The organism is Methylobacterium sp. A52T, assembly GCF_053346095.1.
In genome coordinates, this window is record NZ_JBKFBI010000153.1 from 1 (window position 1) to 14147 (window position 14147).

15 protein-coding genes and 1 other RNA gene are annotated in these 14147 nt (G+C 71.2%); 5 read left to right on the forward strand and 11 right to left on the reverse strand.

Features of this window, described 5'->3' with window-relative positions; genetic code table 11:
• Nucleotides 1–415 precede the first annotated feature (415 nt).
• Nucleotides 416–829 carry a hypothetical protein gene (locus ACLBYE_RS26025; RefSeq protein WP_447696377.1) on the forward strand — a complete coding sequence of 138 codons (414 nt, stop codon included), beginning with the start codon at nucleotides 416–418 and terminating at the stop codon, nucleotides 827–829.
• Nucleotides 830–970: 141 nt separating this feature from the next.
• Here ACLBYE_RS26025 and ACLBYE_RS26030 read toward each other — a convergent pair whose 3' ends face one another.
• From ACLBYE_RS26030 to ACLBYE_RS26050, 5 genes are all read right to left on the reverse strand, one after another.
• On the reverse strand, nucleotides 971–2227 hold the full coding sequence (locus ACLBYE_RS26030; RefSeq protein ID WP_447696378.1) for an extracellular catalytic domain type 1 short-chain-length polyhydroxyalkanoate depolymerase: 1257 nt from the start codon (nucleotides 2225–2227) through the stop codon (nucleotides 971–973).
• A gap of 72 nt (nucleotides 2228–2299) precedes the next feature.
• Entirely contained in the window at nucleotides 2300–2719 is a 420-nt protein-coding gene (locus ACLBYE_RS26035) for a CopG family transcriptional regulator (RefSeq protein ID WP_447696379.1), read from the reverse strand.
• A 214-nt stretch (nucleotides 2720–2933) separates the two neighbouring features.
• Nucleotides 2934–3623 carry a hypothetical protein gene (locus ACLBYE_RS26040; protein WP_447696380.1) on the reverse strand — a complete coding sequence of 230 codons (690 nt, stop codon included), beginning with the start codon at nucleotides 3621–3623 and terminating at the stop codon, nucleotides 2934–2936.
• A 154-nt stretch (nucleotides 3624–3777) separates the two neighbouring features.
• Nucleotides 3778–3999, reverse strand: a complete 222-nt coding sequence (locus tag ACLBYE_RS26045) for a hypothetical protein (RefSeq protein WP_447696381.1) — start codon at nucleotides 3997–3999, stop codon at nucleotides 3778–3780.
• Nucleotides 4000–4103: 104 nt separating this feature from the next.
• On the reverse strand, nucleotides 4104–4922 hold the full coding sequence (locus ACLBYE_RS26050) for a cobalamin B12-binding domain-containing protein (protein ID WP_447696382.1): 819 nt from the start codon (nucleotides 4920–4922) through the stop codon (nucleotides 4104–4106).
• Nucleotides 4923–5274: 352 nt separating this feature from the next.
• Between ACLBYE_RS26050 and ACLBYE_RS26055 the strand changes: the two genes are divergently transcribed.
• A complete protein-coding gene (locus tag ACLBYE_RS26055; protein WP_447696383.1) occupies nucleotides 5275–5421 on the forward strand; it encodes a hypothetical protein in 147 nt (48 codons plus the stop codon).
• Nucleotides 5422–5555: 134 nt separating this feature from the next.
• On the opposite strand, the gene ACLBYE_RS26060 is transcribed toward ACLBYE_RS26055, so the two are convergent.
• Both ACLBYE_RS26060 and ssrA read right to left on the reverse strand, forming a co-directional pair.
• On the reverse strand, nucleotides 5556–5849 hold the full coding sequence (locus ACLBYE_RS26060; protein ID WP_447696384.1) for a hypothetical protein: 294 nt from the start codon (nucleotides 5847–5849) through the stop codon (nucleotides 5556–5558).
• Between the two features lie 264 nt (nucleotides 5850–6113).
• Nucleotides 6114–6286: a transfer-messenger RNA gene (gene ssrA, locus ACLBYE_RS26065) on the reverse strand.
• 163 nt (nucleotides 6287–6449) lie between these two features.
• Between ssrA and ACLBYE_RS26070 the strand changes: the two genes are divergently transcribed.
• Both ACLBYE_RS26070 and msrA read left to right on the forward strand, forming a co-directional pair.
• Nucleotides 6450–6605: a hypothetical protein gene (locus ACLBYE_RS26070; RefSeq protein ID WP_447696385.1), complete on the forward strand. Its 156-nt coding sequence runs from the start codon at nucleotides 6450–6452 to the stop codon at nucleotides 6603–6605.
• A gap of 162 nt (nucleotides 6606–6767) precedes the next feature.
• Nucleotides 6768–7286, forward strand: a complete 519-nt coding sequence (msrA, locus tag ACLBYE_RS26075; RefSeq protein ID WP_447696386.1) for a peptide-methionine (S)-S-oxide reductase MsrA — start codon at nucleotides 6768–6770, stop codon at nucleotides 7284–7286.
• A gap of 244 nt (nucleotides 7287–7530) precedes the next feature.
• Here the strand turns inward: msrA and ACLBYE_RS26080 are convergent, their stop codons facing one another.
• The 4 genes from ACLBYE_RS26080 to ACLBYE_RS26095 all read right to left on the reverse strand — a co-directional run bounded on the left by ACLBYE_RS26080 (nucleotide 7531) and on the right by ACLBYE_RS26095 (nucleotide 12229).
• Nucleotides 7531–8286: an ABC transporter ATP-binding protein gene (locus tag ACLBYE_RS26080; RefSeq protein WP_447696387.1), complete on the reverse strand. Its 756-nt coding sequence runs from the start codon at nucleotides 8284–8286 to the stop codon at nucleotides 7531–7533.
• 8 nt (nucleotides 8287–8294) lie between these two features.
• Entirely contained in the window at nucleotides 8295–10130 is a 1836-nt protein-coding gene (locus tag ACLBYE_RS26085; RefSeq protein ID WP_447696388.1) for a branched-chain amino acid ABC transporter ATP-binding protein/permease, read from the reverse strand.
• Nucleotides 10127–11002, reverse strand: coding sequence for a branched-chain amino acid ABC transporter permease (locus ACLBYE_RS26090; protein ID WP_447696389.1), 876 nt, complete (start codon nucleotides 11000–11002; stop codon nucleotides 10127–10129). The genes ACLBYE_RS26085 and ACLBYE_RS26090 overlap by 4 nt, the downstream gene beginning before the upstream one ends.
• Nucleotides 11003–11065: 63 nt before the next feature.
• Nucleotides 11066–12229, reverse strand: coding sequence for an ABC transporter substrate-binding protein (locus ACLBYE_RS26095; protein WP_020094897.1), 1164 nt, complete (start codon nucleotides 12227–12229; stop codon nucleotides 11066–11068).
• Between the two features lie 525 nt (nucleotides 12230–12754).
• Between ACLBYE_RS26095 and ACLBYE_RS26100 the strand changes: the two genes are divergently transcribed.
• Nucleotides 12755–13948, forward strand: coding sequence for an alpha-hydroxy acid oxidase (locus ACLBYE_RS26100; protein ID WP_447696390.1), 1194 nt, complete (start codon nucleotides 12755–12757; stop codon nucleotides 13946–13948).
• The last annotated feature ends 199 nt before the right edge of the window (nucleotides 13949–14147 follow it).

Consider the following 14147-nt stretch of genomic DNA (forward strand, 5'->3'; position numbering starts at 1 on the left):
GGCAGTCCCTGGGCCACCGCCGCGCGCTCCCGGATCTGACGGCGCGCCGGCTCCCAGAGCCGGCGCGCGAACCGTGGATTGCGTGCGCGTGTAGAGAGAGCCCGGCCGCCCCGCGGCCAGGTGTCCACGTCGCCGCATCGGCACGGGGACGCGGGCGAGGCCGCCATCGGGAACGGGGGTCGTGACCGGCAGCTCGCGCGACCGTATCGTGGGACGTCAGGCTCCCTGGCCGGCACAGCGGCCGAAGGGAGCGCAGCATCCCCCCTCTCCTCTTCGCCGACCGCATCCGCGCCGTATCACGACCCCCGAGGACAGACCGATCGCACGCGAAACACCAGCCCGCGGCAGCCCGAGCCAGAGCGCCCCGCGACCCGCCGAGCGCGAAGCCGCTGGCCGGCCCTGCGGGTCCTGCACGATGTGCTGTCGTGTTCTGGCGATCCCCGCCCTCGGCAAGCCGGCCGGGATCCTGTGCCGGCACAACACCGGAACCGGCTGCGGGATCTACAGCGGACGTCCGGAGGCGTGCGCCCGGTGGGACTGCCTCTGGCGCAAGATCGACGCCCTGCCGGACGCGCTCAGGCCCGATCGATCGGGCGTCATGTTCTCGTTGGACAATCGCCCCCCCGCGGCCGATACGGCCGGCGCGGCCGATACGGCCGGCGCGGCCTGCATCGTCGGGCGGGCACCGGGGGGCATGGGCGCCTTCGACCGGCCAGACGTGATCGAGGCCTTCGCCATGTTCATCCGCGAGGGCTCCTGGCCCGTGTGGCAGGTGTCCGAAGACGTCGCGATCCTGGTGCATCCGGGTCCGCGGATCCCTCCCCCCTGATCGACGGGGTGCGGGCAGGCCGGATGCCGGGACGCGCGCTGAACGGACAAGCCGAGGGCCTCGTCCCGGCCAGCCCGCCGCGACAGAGGACAGGGCCGCGACCGGGCGCGCGATCCGGCCAGGTCGACGGGCCGTCAGCGCTCAGGATCGGGCACCGGTCGCCCGCGCGTGCTCCAGGAAGAAGCGGATCATCTCCTGGCTCGCGTCCGGGCCGCGCGGGTCGGTGAACGAGCCGGCCGGGCTGCCGCCCGACCAGGCGTGCCCGGCTCCGTGCACGACCCACTGCTCCACGACGGCGCGGCCGGACGCGTCCGTCCGGACGGTGCGGGTGTAGTCCACCCCGTCCGGTGTCCGGCCCTGGGTCGCGGATGTGCGGAGCTCCGGATCGGAAGGCCCCTGCGCGGTCACGCGATCGCCGTTGGCCGCGTGCACGGTGCGGTCGCGGTCACCGTGAAACACGATCAGCGGCACGGCGTGTCGATCCCCCGTCGCGGGCGCGCCGACGCCCTTCATGGCCGCGAAGGCTGAGGGCACGTCCCGCGCGGAACCGCAGGCTAGGCCGGAATGGACGCCGATCGCCGCGAACAAATCGGGGTGGGTCATCGCCAGGATCGCGGCGGCGGCCCCGCCTGCCGACAGGCCTGCCGCGTAGACGCGCCTGTCATCGGCCGAGAACTCCGCGATCACCTGCCGGACGATGCCGGCGATCAGGGCGGGCTCGCCGCCCTCCCGCTGCTGGTCACCGGGCTCGTACCAGTTCCAGCACCGCTGCATGTTGGCCGAACGCGGCTGCTCCGGATAGACTACGAGGACGCCGCGCGCCTCGGCGACCGCGTTCATCCGCGTGCCTGCGGCGAAGTCGTCCGGGTTCTGCGTGCAGCCGTGCAGCATCACCACGACGGGCAGCGCTTGGCCGGTGTAGCCGCTCGGTACGTAGACCTTGTAGTTCCGGGTCCCGGCCGCGCCGGTGAAGGTGCGGGCCTCGAAGCGTGCCCCCTCCGGAAGCCCGGCCGGGGCCGGCGTCGCGCCGCTCCGCCCGTCGCGATCCGGGTCCACGCCGGCCTTCGCCAGCGCCTCCTGGATGGTGCGCATCACGTGGCCGGCGATGTCGCCTCCGAATTCGGCGTGGGGATGCCGGCCCGAACGACTTCCAGTTGTCTCCGGCGCGACCCAGGCTTCGCCGGGAGCGGAGGGCGCGACCATGTCGAGGATGTCGGCCGCGTCCGCGCTCGGCGCACCCGTCCCTGCGGCGCTCCGGGCCGCCCCCGACCACAGCCTGAAGGCCGCGGCCTGGCGCTCCTGAAGCCTGGCCATCGCCTCCGCGGCGCGGGCGGCACGGGCCGGGTCGACCTTCGGGAACGCGAAGCGCGTGAAGGCGGTCTTCGTGGCGTGATCCATCGGACGGGTCCTGGCTGAGCGGGAAGCGGGCGCGGCGGGGTCCGACCGCGCCGGCGGGGAGAGGTGGAGCCGTCAGCTCGTCCGGTCGGCGAGCGCCGCCTTGACCGCGGGACTGGCCTGGAAGGCGCCGAGCACCTCGACGGAGGCGATGGCGGCGCGCGCCAGTTCCGGCGTGACGTCGGGGGCGATGCTGGCCAGCCCGAGCACCTGGATGTGCAGCGGCGCGCCCGCGTCGCGCGCCGCCTCGAGCGCCTGCTTCGTGTAGTGCGACAGGCCGAGGCTGAGCTGCTTCCGGCTGACGGATTGCCTGACGGCCTCGCCCTGGCGCTCGATCTGATTGCGCACGGCGGTGCGGATGAAATCGGCACGGTTGGCGTAGAAGCCGTCGCGGACCATCAGGTCGATGTGGCCGAGGTCGACGAAACCGAGGTTGAGCGTGATCTTCTCGCTGTCCGGCAGCCTGGGTCGCAGATCGTGCACCTTGTCGGCCATGTGAACCATCCATACGCCATCCGGTTGGATGGTTTGGAGATGGGGCGCAGCGGCGGCGGCGCAAGGGTTCCGGGTCATGATTCCGACCGGAGGGGCCGATCGCGACGTCTTCGAGGATGCGCGGAACTGCCTCGAGGACACGACCGGGGTCGCGTCGTCCGGCTGCCCTGCCAGGTCTCGCCGCGGGGCGCCGATTCCGGACCCGGACGGGTCGTCAGCGGCGAGGCCGGCGCGCGGTCGGTGCGGCCTCGTCCCATTCGCGATCCTGCTCCGCCAGCAGAGCGGCGCGCCGGGCCGCCGCGGTCGCGGCGTCGCACGGCGGTGCCGCCCCGGCCTCCTCCGGGGGACGCGGAGGAACCGGATCGGACGCGCGAGCGAGGCGGGCCAGCGTGGCGACGACGTGGTCCACGTCACCGGATGTCACGGCGCCCGTCCGGAGGAGCCCGAGACGCGAACACGCGGCGATGTCCGCGCAGGATGCGTCCGCGAAGCGGAGCGCCGCGATCTGACCCGCCGCGAGGGGCAGGCATCCGGCCGGCAGCCCGCGCAGCCGGCCGAGCCTCCGCGCCCGCGTGGCCTCGGGTGCGTGCATCTCCCGCGCGCCCGGGAGCCAGCGCGCCAGCACGTCGAGGATGAAGTGCCGGACGCGCTCGACGCGGACGGGACCGAACTTCCTGATCGTGGCGATCGCGACCGGTGAAGACTGGGCCAGATGACCGAGGTCCGGGAATCCGGCCTTCCGCAGGCGGGCGCGCAGGGACGCCGTCAGCAGGCCGCGCCCGAAGCCCTCGGCCGACAGGCGCTGGATCGTGTCCGGGGACAGGTCGTCGAAGAGGGGAAGGCGGGCGCCGATCTCGGCCATGAGGCTGTCGGACCAGACGGCGCGGAGGGATCGGTCGGGCATCACCGCGGCCGATAGGGCACTTGCCGGGTGTCCGCAACGAACCGTCACCGCGGGCCCGAGAGACGGGCGCCGAAACGGATCGTCGGTCGCGGCATCGCTGGTCGCGCGCGACCGGCCCTGACCCGCACGTCGCCGCGGAAACCGTCCGATCGGGTTACGATCTCACCGCGGTCAGTTCTTCGAGAGCGCAGTCGATCGCCCGGATGATCTGCTCGCTGGTTCGAACTACGGCAGCGTCTCGCGATAGAGCGACGGCCGCTTGCTGCAACGCCCGGAACTGATCGAGCCGGATGGCCGGATCGAGACCGCGCGCGACGGCCGACTGTACGAGGCCGCGGACGAATTCATGCGCCAGTTGCTCGTCGAACGCCTGCAAATTCCGGATCTCTGCCTCTCGACCGCGACACGTCTAACACCGTCGGGATGGGAAGAGATCCGCGCAGCGCCGAGTCGCCGGATCCGGCGCCCGGCCGCACGGCGTCAGCGCGCGAGGGTGGCCTCCGCGATCCTGACGGCCGATTGCGCGTCCGCGGCGACGGCGTCCGCGCCGACGACACGGGCGCTGGCAGGCTCCCGCACGAAGAGCGGCCCGCCGACGATGACGCGCAGGTCCGGGTTGCACGACGCGGCGCGCAGTTTCGCCACGGACACCGCCATCACCGGCAGGAGAATGTCGCAGGACAGCGAGATGCCGACCAGATCGAACTGTTCGGCGCGGACCAAGCTGGCGGGGTCCTCGTCCGCTCCGTTGGTCAGGACCACATCCCACCCCGCCTCGCGGAAGAAGCTCGCCACGAGCGCGAGGCTGAAGAGATGGGTCTCACCGGGACAGGGCATCAGCAGGACGCGGCGACCGTTCGCCGTCACGTCCACGCCCTCCAGATCCGCACACAGGGCGCGGGTCAGGTTCTGGAGGCGACCGAGCGCGAGCGCCACGTCGAGGAAGTCGGCGGCATCGTCTTCCCAGAGCTCGCCCAGATACCGCGCTGCGGGTGCGAACAGGTCGAGCAGCAGGGCATCCAGCGACAAGCCCTCTTCCAGGAGCGCGCGCACCCACTCGGCGTGCGGTTCGCCCTCCATCAGCGCTTGAGCGAGAGAGGCGACGCGCTCAGGCGTCGGTGATCGCGTCGTCGACGCGGGCGACGGCGGATCCGCCCGATGCGCGAGTGCCAGACGCGGCAGGATCTCGTCCTCGACGATCCGGGCGAGACCGGCCTGGATGATGGCCGAGTTGCGTTGGGCCGCTCCGCGAACGGGCCAAGTCCGTCGGTCGACGCGTGCGACACCGATCCCGGCCATTTCAGGCATTGGCTCCCCCGCCGACGCGGCACTATATGTTTTGTATCGGCACCAAGCAACTCGATTAGCGAACTATAATTCCGATCGCTGTGGGATGATTTTGGCTACAGCCTGACGGAACTCATGCGCGCCGCGACCGGTGCGGGCTGTACAGGTCGGTACCGGCACAGAACTGCCGCCTCGGATGACGGTTCCCGTCGGTCCGGCACGGCGGACAGGACTCTCCGGGGCGAAGATCTCTTCACCGAGAGAGCCGGTCGTTCCGCGCCGCCTCTGCGCGCGTCGACTCTTGCGGGCTCGGCAGCCGACGTCCGTGTGACGCGCGCGGCCATGTCGGTCGGCGGAGAGCCCGATGCCGCGCGCCCGCATCGGCGCATCCGGTCACAGCACCGCCAGGGACGACGACGGCGTGCGCTGTCCCGGTCGAGACGCGCTGCGCGACCTTCCTCGCCGGCTGCTGACCGATATCCCGCGCGACAAGGGTATCGCACCGCGGTGAACGCGTTCACCGCTCGAGCCTCTGACGAAGCGGGCCGGCGCGTGATGGGCGCGTGCAGTTCGCCCGGAACTATCGCCGTGCGCGGACCGCCTGGAAGGGCCCGCGCCGGGCGGCGGGCGCATCCGCGGAGCGCCTCAATCGCGCGCCGCCTCGAGGCTGGCGCGATCGACCACGGCGCGCAGCGCCTCACCGCCTTCCATGGCGAACCAGGCCCGCAACATGTCCGTCGTCTCCGGCGTGTCGCCGGGCCGCTCGCGGAACAGGTCGGCGCAGCGAGCCAGCTCGCGCGCCACGAAGATCTCCAGGAAGGCCGCACCGCGGGTTCTCGCGAGTTCGGCGAGAGCGTCCTCCAGGACGCGCCGCATCATCTCGCCGACCATGGCCGAGATGTAGACGGCCTCCGCGCTGCCCTGTTCGGGCTCGTTCAAGCAACTCTCCGATCTGCCCGGACGCGACCCCGAACCGAACAACGGGCAGACGATAAAGGTGGGTCCCGAGGCCGAAGCCTCGGGTTCTGTTGCTAGGCGTACCCACGCCCCGGAAGATTACGCCGCGAGGCGCATCTCCATGCCGACGTTGTCGTTGGCATTTAGAGTTTTGGTCAGGTGCCCGGAACGAGGGTTGCCCGCGCCGAGCCGGTCGAGTCCTTACCGAAAGCCGCATCTTACCCTGCCGAGGCAGGGCAGAACTCGCGATCCCTTTACCGCCCAGTCGAACCTGTTTCACCCCCAGCAGAAGCACCCTGGCAGCGCGCGATCCGCAACGCCGGACGCTCGCCCTCGTCCCCGCGCGGTATCCGGGGCAAGATGCTTCTGGTGGAGGCGCCGGGTACCGCCCCCGGGTCCTGAAGCGTTATTACGAACCGGTCATCAACCTCGCAGCCACCGTAACCCATCCCGGCCCGCCGGTCCATCGCGTGCACGCAGCGATCCTGTCCCGATGTCGGTGGCGCCGCGGCCGGCGCGTGCCCATATGAGTGCGATCCCTCCGCGCAATCCCGTGCTCTGGGCCACGAAGCGGAGGCCGAGATGGCACGCGAACTCAAGACCGGCAGAGCGCAGGGCGTCACGCCCGAGGACTTCAACGAGCGCGTGAAGCGGCTCCTCGCCGACAAGCCGGATCCCCGCAAGGCCGAGCCGGCGCGGAAGAATTTCAAGGTCAACAAGCCGCTCGTGAGGAGCTGACAGGCCGCTACGGAGACGTTCGCCCGGCAGCGAACGTCGTCTCGGAATCCCCCGCGTGCTCGTGCGGGCATCGCAGGCATGGCAAGCTACGAGGTCGCAGCGCGGAGCGCCTCGGGATCCCTATATCTGCGCGATCAGTGGAACGGCTCAGGAGGAGCGACGATGGAAACCGAGAGGGCGGTGCTGGCCGGTGGTTGCTTCTGGGGCATGCAGGACCTCATCCGGCGCCAGGAGGGCGTGGTGTCGACGCGCGTCGGCTACACGGGCGGCGACGTGCCGAACGCGACCTACCGCAACCACGGCACCCATGCCGAGGCCATCGAGATCATCTACGACCCGGCGCGGACGAGTTTCCGGCGAATGCTGGAATTCTTCTTTCAGATCCACGACCCGACGACGCCGAACCGCCAGGGCAACGACAGGGGCCCGAGCTATCGTTCGGCCATCTTCTACACCGACGAGGGCCAGCGCCGCGTCGCCGAGGAGACCATCGCCGACGTCGACGCTTCCGGCCTGTGGCCGGGGAAGGTCGTGACGGAAGTGGCGCCGGCCGGCCCGTTCTGGGAGGCCGAGCCGGAGCATCAGGACTACCTGGAACGGCGTCCCGACGGATATACCTGCCACTTCATCAGGCCCAACTGGGTGCTGCCCGCACGCGCGCCCGCCGCGCAGAGCGCGTAGGCTTATCGGACCGAGGCCGCCGGACAATCGGCGGTCTCGGTCCGCACGGTCGCGACGGTACCGTCGGGGGCCGCGTAGACGCGCCGGTCGTGACGCTGGCGGGCTCGCGGGCCGAGGCGCGTCCGACCGCTGCCGGCTTGGCGCGTCGACGACACCGCTCCGTCCGGCGATGGTCGCGTGCGCCGCACCGGGCGTTCGCGCTGTCCCCGGCGAGCGACGAGGCCGCCGACGAGGCCCGATACGGTCATCCCGCGAGTTCGGGCCTCCTCCGTCCGCCGAGATAGGCCGACCGGATCTCGTCGTTGGCCCACAGGGCGTCGGGGGCGCCCTGCAGGACGAGCCGGCCCGTCTCCAGCACGTAGCCCCGATCGGCGACTGAGAGCCCCATCCGGGCGTTCTGCTCCACCAGCAGCACGGTGGTCCCGCGGCGGCGCACCTCGGCGATGATCGCGAAAACCGCCTGGACGATCACCGGGGCCAGGCCGAGCGAGGGCTCGTCGAGGAGCAGGATGCGGGGCTTGGCCATCAGGCCGCGCGCGAGGGCCACCATCTGGAGCTGGCCGCCCGACAGCGTCCAGCCCAGGGCATCGCCGAACCGGCGGATGTCCGGGAAGAGGTCGAACATCGCCTCGACCTCGTCGCGCAGCGCCCGCTTGCCGAGGCCGGAGCGGTTGGACGCGCCCAGCATGATGTTCTCGCGCACCGTGAGCCCCGGGAAGACCCGGCGCCCCTCCGGGACGTGGGCCACGCCGAGCCGCACGATCGCCTCGGGCTTCAGGCCCTCCAGCGGCTGCCCCTCCAGCAGGATCGTGCCGGCGGCGGGCCGCACCAGCCCGGAGATCGCCTTGAGCGTCGTCGACTTGCCGGCGCCGTTGGACCCCAGCAGCGTCACCACCTCCCCGGCTTCGACCGAGAAGGACAGGCCACGCACGGCCTCGATCTCGCCGTAGCGGACGACGAGGTCGCGGATCTCGAGCAGTGGCGTGGCGGGCGTCGTCATCGCTGGGGTCACGCCGGGGCGAGGTCGGTCTTGAGGCTCGCCGCCGGACCGGCGGCCGCGTCCTCGCCGAGATAGGCCTGGATCACCGCCGGCTCGCGCAGCACGGTCGCCGTGACGCCGTCGGCGATGCGGCGGCCGAAGTTCAGCACCGTGACGTGGCTGGCCACGTCGCTCACCAGCGTCATGTCGTGGTCGATGATCAGGATGGTCAGGCCCTTGGCGGCCATCCGGCGCAGGAGCACCGTGAGGGCGTTCTTCTCGCTCGAATTGAGCCCCGCGGCGGGCTCGTCGAGGAGCAGCAGCGCGGGGTTGCCGGCCAACGCCCGCGCGATCTCGATCAGACGCTGGTGGCCGTACGAGAAGCCGGAGATCGGCTCCAGCGCCCGCTCCTCCAGCCCCACGAAGGCGAGGGCCGCCCGGGCGCGGGCCTCCAGGCTCGCCCGGTCGCGGGCGCCCGAGGGGTTGTTGGGCCGCTCGGCGCCGATGACCACGTTCTCGAGGGCGCTCATGGAGCGGAACAGGCGGATGTTCTGGAAGGTGCGCCCGATCCCGGCCGCCGCCCGCCGGTGCGGGGACAGGCGCGTGACGTCCTGCCCGGCCAGCCGCACGGTTCCCCCCGTGGGGCTGTAGAGGCCGGACAGGACGTTCAGCGTCGTGGTCTTGCCGGAACCGTTCGGGCCGATCAGCGCGTGGATGCCGCCCCGCGCCACCGTGAAGCTCACCGCGTCCACGGCCTTGAGGCCGCCGAAGTGCTTGGACAGGTCCGACACCTCCAGCATCGGCGCCGCGGAGGGCTCGCCCTGGCTCAGGGTCAGTTCGGCGGCGGGCGGCGGGACCGGGCGGGACCGGCGCAGCCGCCGGACCTGGTCGCCGAGGAAGCCCCAGATCCCGTCGGGCATGAACACCACGATCAGGATCACCGCGAGCCCGTAGATCGCGAGGTAGAGCCCGGGGATCTCCTTGAGGAAGCGGAGCCATTCCGGGATCAGGATCAGCAGGGCCGTGCCGATCACGGCGCCCACCGGCGAGCCGACGCCGCCGAGCAGCGCCATCGTCAGGAACACGATCGACTCGGCGAAGGCGAACTGGTCCGGGCTGATATAGGTGAAGCTGCCGGCGAACAGCCCGCCGCCGAGCCCCGCCAGCAGCGCCCCGAGGGCGAAGGCCGCGACCTTGGTGCGGTAGATGTCGATGCCCGAGACCCCCGCCGCGAGCTCGTTGTCGCGCACCGCCCGCATGGCGCGCCCGAGCCGCGTCCGCGGCATGTGCCAGACGAGCCAGCCGACGACGGCCAGCACCAGCACGCACAGGGCGAGGTAGCTCTGCCCGTCCGCGAACAGGGCCGGGCGGCGGATGTTCGGCACGCCGTCGGGCCCGTGCGTGACGGGGATCCAGTTGGTGAGAACCAGCGTCAGGATCTGCTGGAACGAGATCGTCACCATGGCGAGGTAGTGGCCGCCGAGCCGCAGCGTGGAAGCGCCGAGCGCGGCGCCCAGCACGACCGCGAGACCGAGGCCGGTGATCAGGCAGATCCAGAAGTTCAGGCCCCCGTCGACCGTGCCGAGTCCGACCGCGTAGGCACCGATCCCGAAGAAGGCGGCCTGGGCGAGGTTGATCTGCCCGCACAGGCCGAGCACCACGGTGAGCCCGATCACCGCGATGGCGTAGGTCGCCGCCTGCATCAGGATGTTGAGGGCGTAGCCGCTGAGCGGCGTCGTCGCGGCCAGCGTCACCAGGGCGGCGGCCAGGACCGCGTAGGCGAGGCTCCCGAGGGGCAGGCGGCGCGGCGGGGGCGCGGGAGCCGCTGCGGCCGGGCCGGCGACGGTGGAGGGGCGACCGCTCATGCCTTCTCCGCCACGCGCTCGCCGAACAGGCCCTGCGGGCGCACGACCAGGAACACCACCAGCACCATGAACGCGAAGGCGTCCTTGTAGGGGACCGAGATGTAGGCCGCCCCGAAGGTCTCGATGATGCCGAGCGCGAGGCCGCCGATGATCGCCCCGGTGACGTCGCCGAAGCCGCCGATGATCGTCGCCGCGAAGGCCTTGAGGGCGATCGTGGCCCCCATCTGGATCGACACGAACAGCACCGGCGCCACCAGGATGCCGGCGATGCCGCCGAGCACCGCGCTGTACACGAAGGTCAGCATGATCATCCCGGCCACCGGGATGCCCAGCAGGGCGGCCATCTCCTTGTCCTGGGACGTCGCCTGAAGCTTCTTGCCGACCAGAGTGTGCTCGAAGAACCAGTACTGGAACGCCACCAGGGCCGCCGTCACCGCGATGATCAGCAGGTACTGGCTGTCGAGGAAGACCGGCCCGAGCAGGAACCCTTGCGTCTCGAAGACGGGCGGGAGCACCTGCGGCTGAGGCCCGTAGAGGGCGAGCGTCGTGTTCGCCAGGAAGATCGAGGCGCCGATGGTCGAGATGATCACCGGCAGGTAGCTGCGGTGCCGCAGCGGGTAGTAGACGCCGAGATTGAACAGGGCGCCGAGCAGCGCCATCCCGCCGAGGGTCAGGAGGAGGGAGAGCCAGTAGGGCCACTGGAGGTCGACGGCGAAGACCACCATCAGGAAGGCCGCCACCATCGAGAACTCGCCCTGCGCGAAGTTCACCACGTTGGTGGCGCGGAAGATCAGCACGAAGCCGAGCGCCACCAGGGCGTAGACGGAGCCGATGCCGATCCCGGTGAAGAGGAGCTGCAGGATCAGGTCCATGCGGTCCGCACTCTCGCCTCCTCCTCCGGATGTCGTTCACGCACCCCGAACACGTCGGCCGGCTCACCCTTGGTAGAAGTCGATCCGCCGGTCGAAGACGATGTTGCCCTTGTCGTTGCGCACGACGTTGTAGCCGTGCAGGCCGTCGCCGTTCTTGTCGAAGTTGTAGGTTCCCTCGGCGCCCTCGTGGCCGCGCACCGCCAGGATCGCCTCGCGGACCGCCTGCGGATCGGTCTTGCCCGCCGCGTTGATCGCCTTGGCCAGCACCGTGACCGCGTCGAAGGTCCAGGAGGACTGGTTGTCGGGCGCGATCTTCATCGCGGCCCGGTAGGCCTTGCCGTAGGCGCGCGCGGCGTCGCCCGACTCCTCGGCGTAGTCGGCCACGCCGTAGGTGCCGTACAGGGACGGCCCGGCGAGCTTCAGGGCGGTGACGTTGGTGATCGAGGGCGAGCCGACCCAGGGCGCGGTGACGCCGAGCTGGCGCAGCTGCCGGGCGAAGATGCCGATGTCGTTCTCGAAGGTGAAGTACGAGCCGATCACGTCGGCGCCGGACTGACGGATCGCCAGCACGACCGGCGTGAAGTCCTGGCTCTGGTTGGTGTAGCCCTGGTCGAGGGCGACCGTGGCACCGCCCTTGGCGAGGCTCTCGGTCAGCGCCTTGGCGCCGCTGGTGCCGAAGGCGTCGGTGGAGTGGATGATCGCCCACTTCTTCTTGCCCAGCCCGTTGACGCCGTGCTCGGCGATCACCCGGGCCGAGAAGGTGTCGTTGGGGCGGAAGCGGAACAGCCAGGGATTGCCGAGCTGCGTCAGGACCGGGTCGGTGCCGCCGAAACAGACGGGTTTTCCCGTCTTCAGGATGTCGGGCGCCATCGCGTGGTTCTGGGTCGAGCGGATCGAGCCGAGGAATCCGACGAGGTCGCCCTGCGACGCCAGTTTCGAGAAGGCGAAGACCGCGCCGGGATTGGTGGTCTGATCGTCCTCCGTGACGATCTCCAGGGGCTTGCCGAGCACGCCGCCGGCCTTGTTGACCGTCTCCAGGGCGATCTTGGCCCCGGCGAGCGCGTAGCGGCCGGCATCCGCGCCGGGCCCCGTCACCGGGAGCACCATGCCGATCCGGACGGTCGACCCGGCGCCCTGAGCGCAGGCCGAGCGGATCACCCCCGGCGCCAGGCCGCCCGCGACCGCGGATGCGGCCCCCGTCAAGAAAACGCGGCGCGTCGTCCTCATTGGCGTATCCGTCCCACCGCCGATGCTCGGGCCCGGCGTTGGCGACGATGGTCCCTATTCCGCGCGCCGATGTCTATCCTGCAAACCTTCGACGCTCAGCTTCGATGAGAGGAAGCTCTCGGATCGTCACTGGACCGCTTTCGCTGCGGTGCGGCGAGGGCGAAGACGATGACGGCGAGATACCGCTCGCATACACTCTGTCCTGACGCGCGCTCGGAACGCGAAGATCCGAACAGGCGCGATCCGGAATGTGTACTTTCAGGCAGAGATCCGGCGTTCCTCTGCGGCGCGGGCGAGCGCAACAGGCGCTATAGGATCGGTGTACGCGCGCGGGAGAGGCGCGGGAGAGGCCTGGCGCGACCGGCGCATTCCGCGAGGACGCGCTTCCGTTTTCCAGCGAACCGTTGCACCGTCGAGCTTCCAGCACGGGGCATCGCGACCTGAAGCGCGCGCGGCGTACGAGCGGGCGCGCGCCCGCCAGTACCGCGACCGGCCCCGTCATCCAGTCGCGAGGCCGAACCTCCCATGGCGCCCATCATCACGACGGTCGAGGATCTGCGGCGGGTCGCGAAGCGGCGGGTGCCGCGGATGTTCTACGATTACTGCGATTCCGGTTCGTGGACGGAGTCGACCTACCGCGCGAACGAGACCGATTTCGCCGGCATCAGGCTCCGCCAGCGCGTCGCGGTCGACATGACCGACCGTACCCTCGCCACGACGATGGCCGGTCAGGCCGTCGCGATGCCCGTCGCCCTGGCGCCGACGGGGCTCACGGGCATGCAGCACGCCGACGGCGAGATCCTGGCGGCGCGGGCGGCGGAGGCGGCGGGGGTGCCGTTCACGCTGTCGACGATGAGCATCTGCAGCATCGAGGACGTCGCGGAGAACGTCAGCAAGCCGTTCTGGTTTCAGCTCTACTTCATGCGCGACCGCAGCTTCAACGACCGCCTCATCGACCGCGCGAAGGCGGCGGGCTGCTCGGCCCTGGTCCTGACGCTGGACCTCCAGATCCTCGGGCAGCGCCACAAGGACATCCGCAACGGCCTGTCGGCCCCGCCGCGGCTGACGCCGGGCACGGTCCTCGATCTCCTGACCAAGCCGCGCTGGTGCTGGTCCATGCTGCGCACGCAGCGCCGGACCTTCCGCAACATCGTGGGGCACGTGGACGGCGTGCGGGATACCCGCTCCATCTCGGCCTGGACGGCGGACCAGTTCGACCCGCGCCTGGACTGGGACGACGTGCGGCGGATCCGCGACCGGTGGCAGGGCCCTCTGATCCTGAAGGGCATCCTGGACGTCGAGGATGCCGAGAGGGCGGCCGCGACCGGGGCCGACGCGCTCATCGTCTCGAACCATGGCGGGCGGCAGCTCGACGGCGCCCCCTCGTCCATCGCCGCGCTTCCCGGGATCGCGGACGCGGTCGGCCGGCGCGTCGAGGTGCTGATGGACGGCGGGATCCGCTCGGGCCAGGACGTGCTGAAGGCCGTCGCCCTGGGCGCGAAGGGCGTGTTCATCGGCCGCGCCTTCCTCTACGGGCTCGGCGCCTACGGCCAGGCCGGCGTCGCCCGCTCCCTGGAGATCATCCGCACGGAACTCGACATGACGATGGCCCTGTGCGGCCATCGCGACATCCGCGCCGTCGACCGGTCGATCCTCTGGACGCCCTCCGCGCAGGAGGCCCGGGAGGATGCGCCGCCCCTGCGGCGCGTCGGGCCCTGACGGCGGGCGATCGCCGGTCCGATGCGGACTTTCACGGTGTCGCGGTTTCCGATCCGGCATCCCTCGCGAATCGCGCGTCGCCGCGGCCGAGGCGTTCCAGCGCGGCACCGGGCCGGGGCCCTCGCGCCGAGCCCGAGCCACAACGACAACGGGGCCGCGGCCCCCGGGGGGGGGGGCGCGCCGGGGTGGGGCGCCGTGG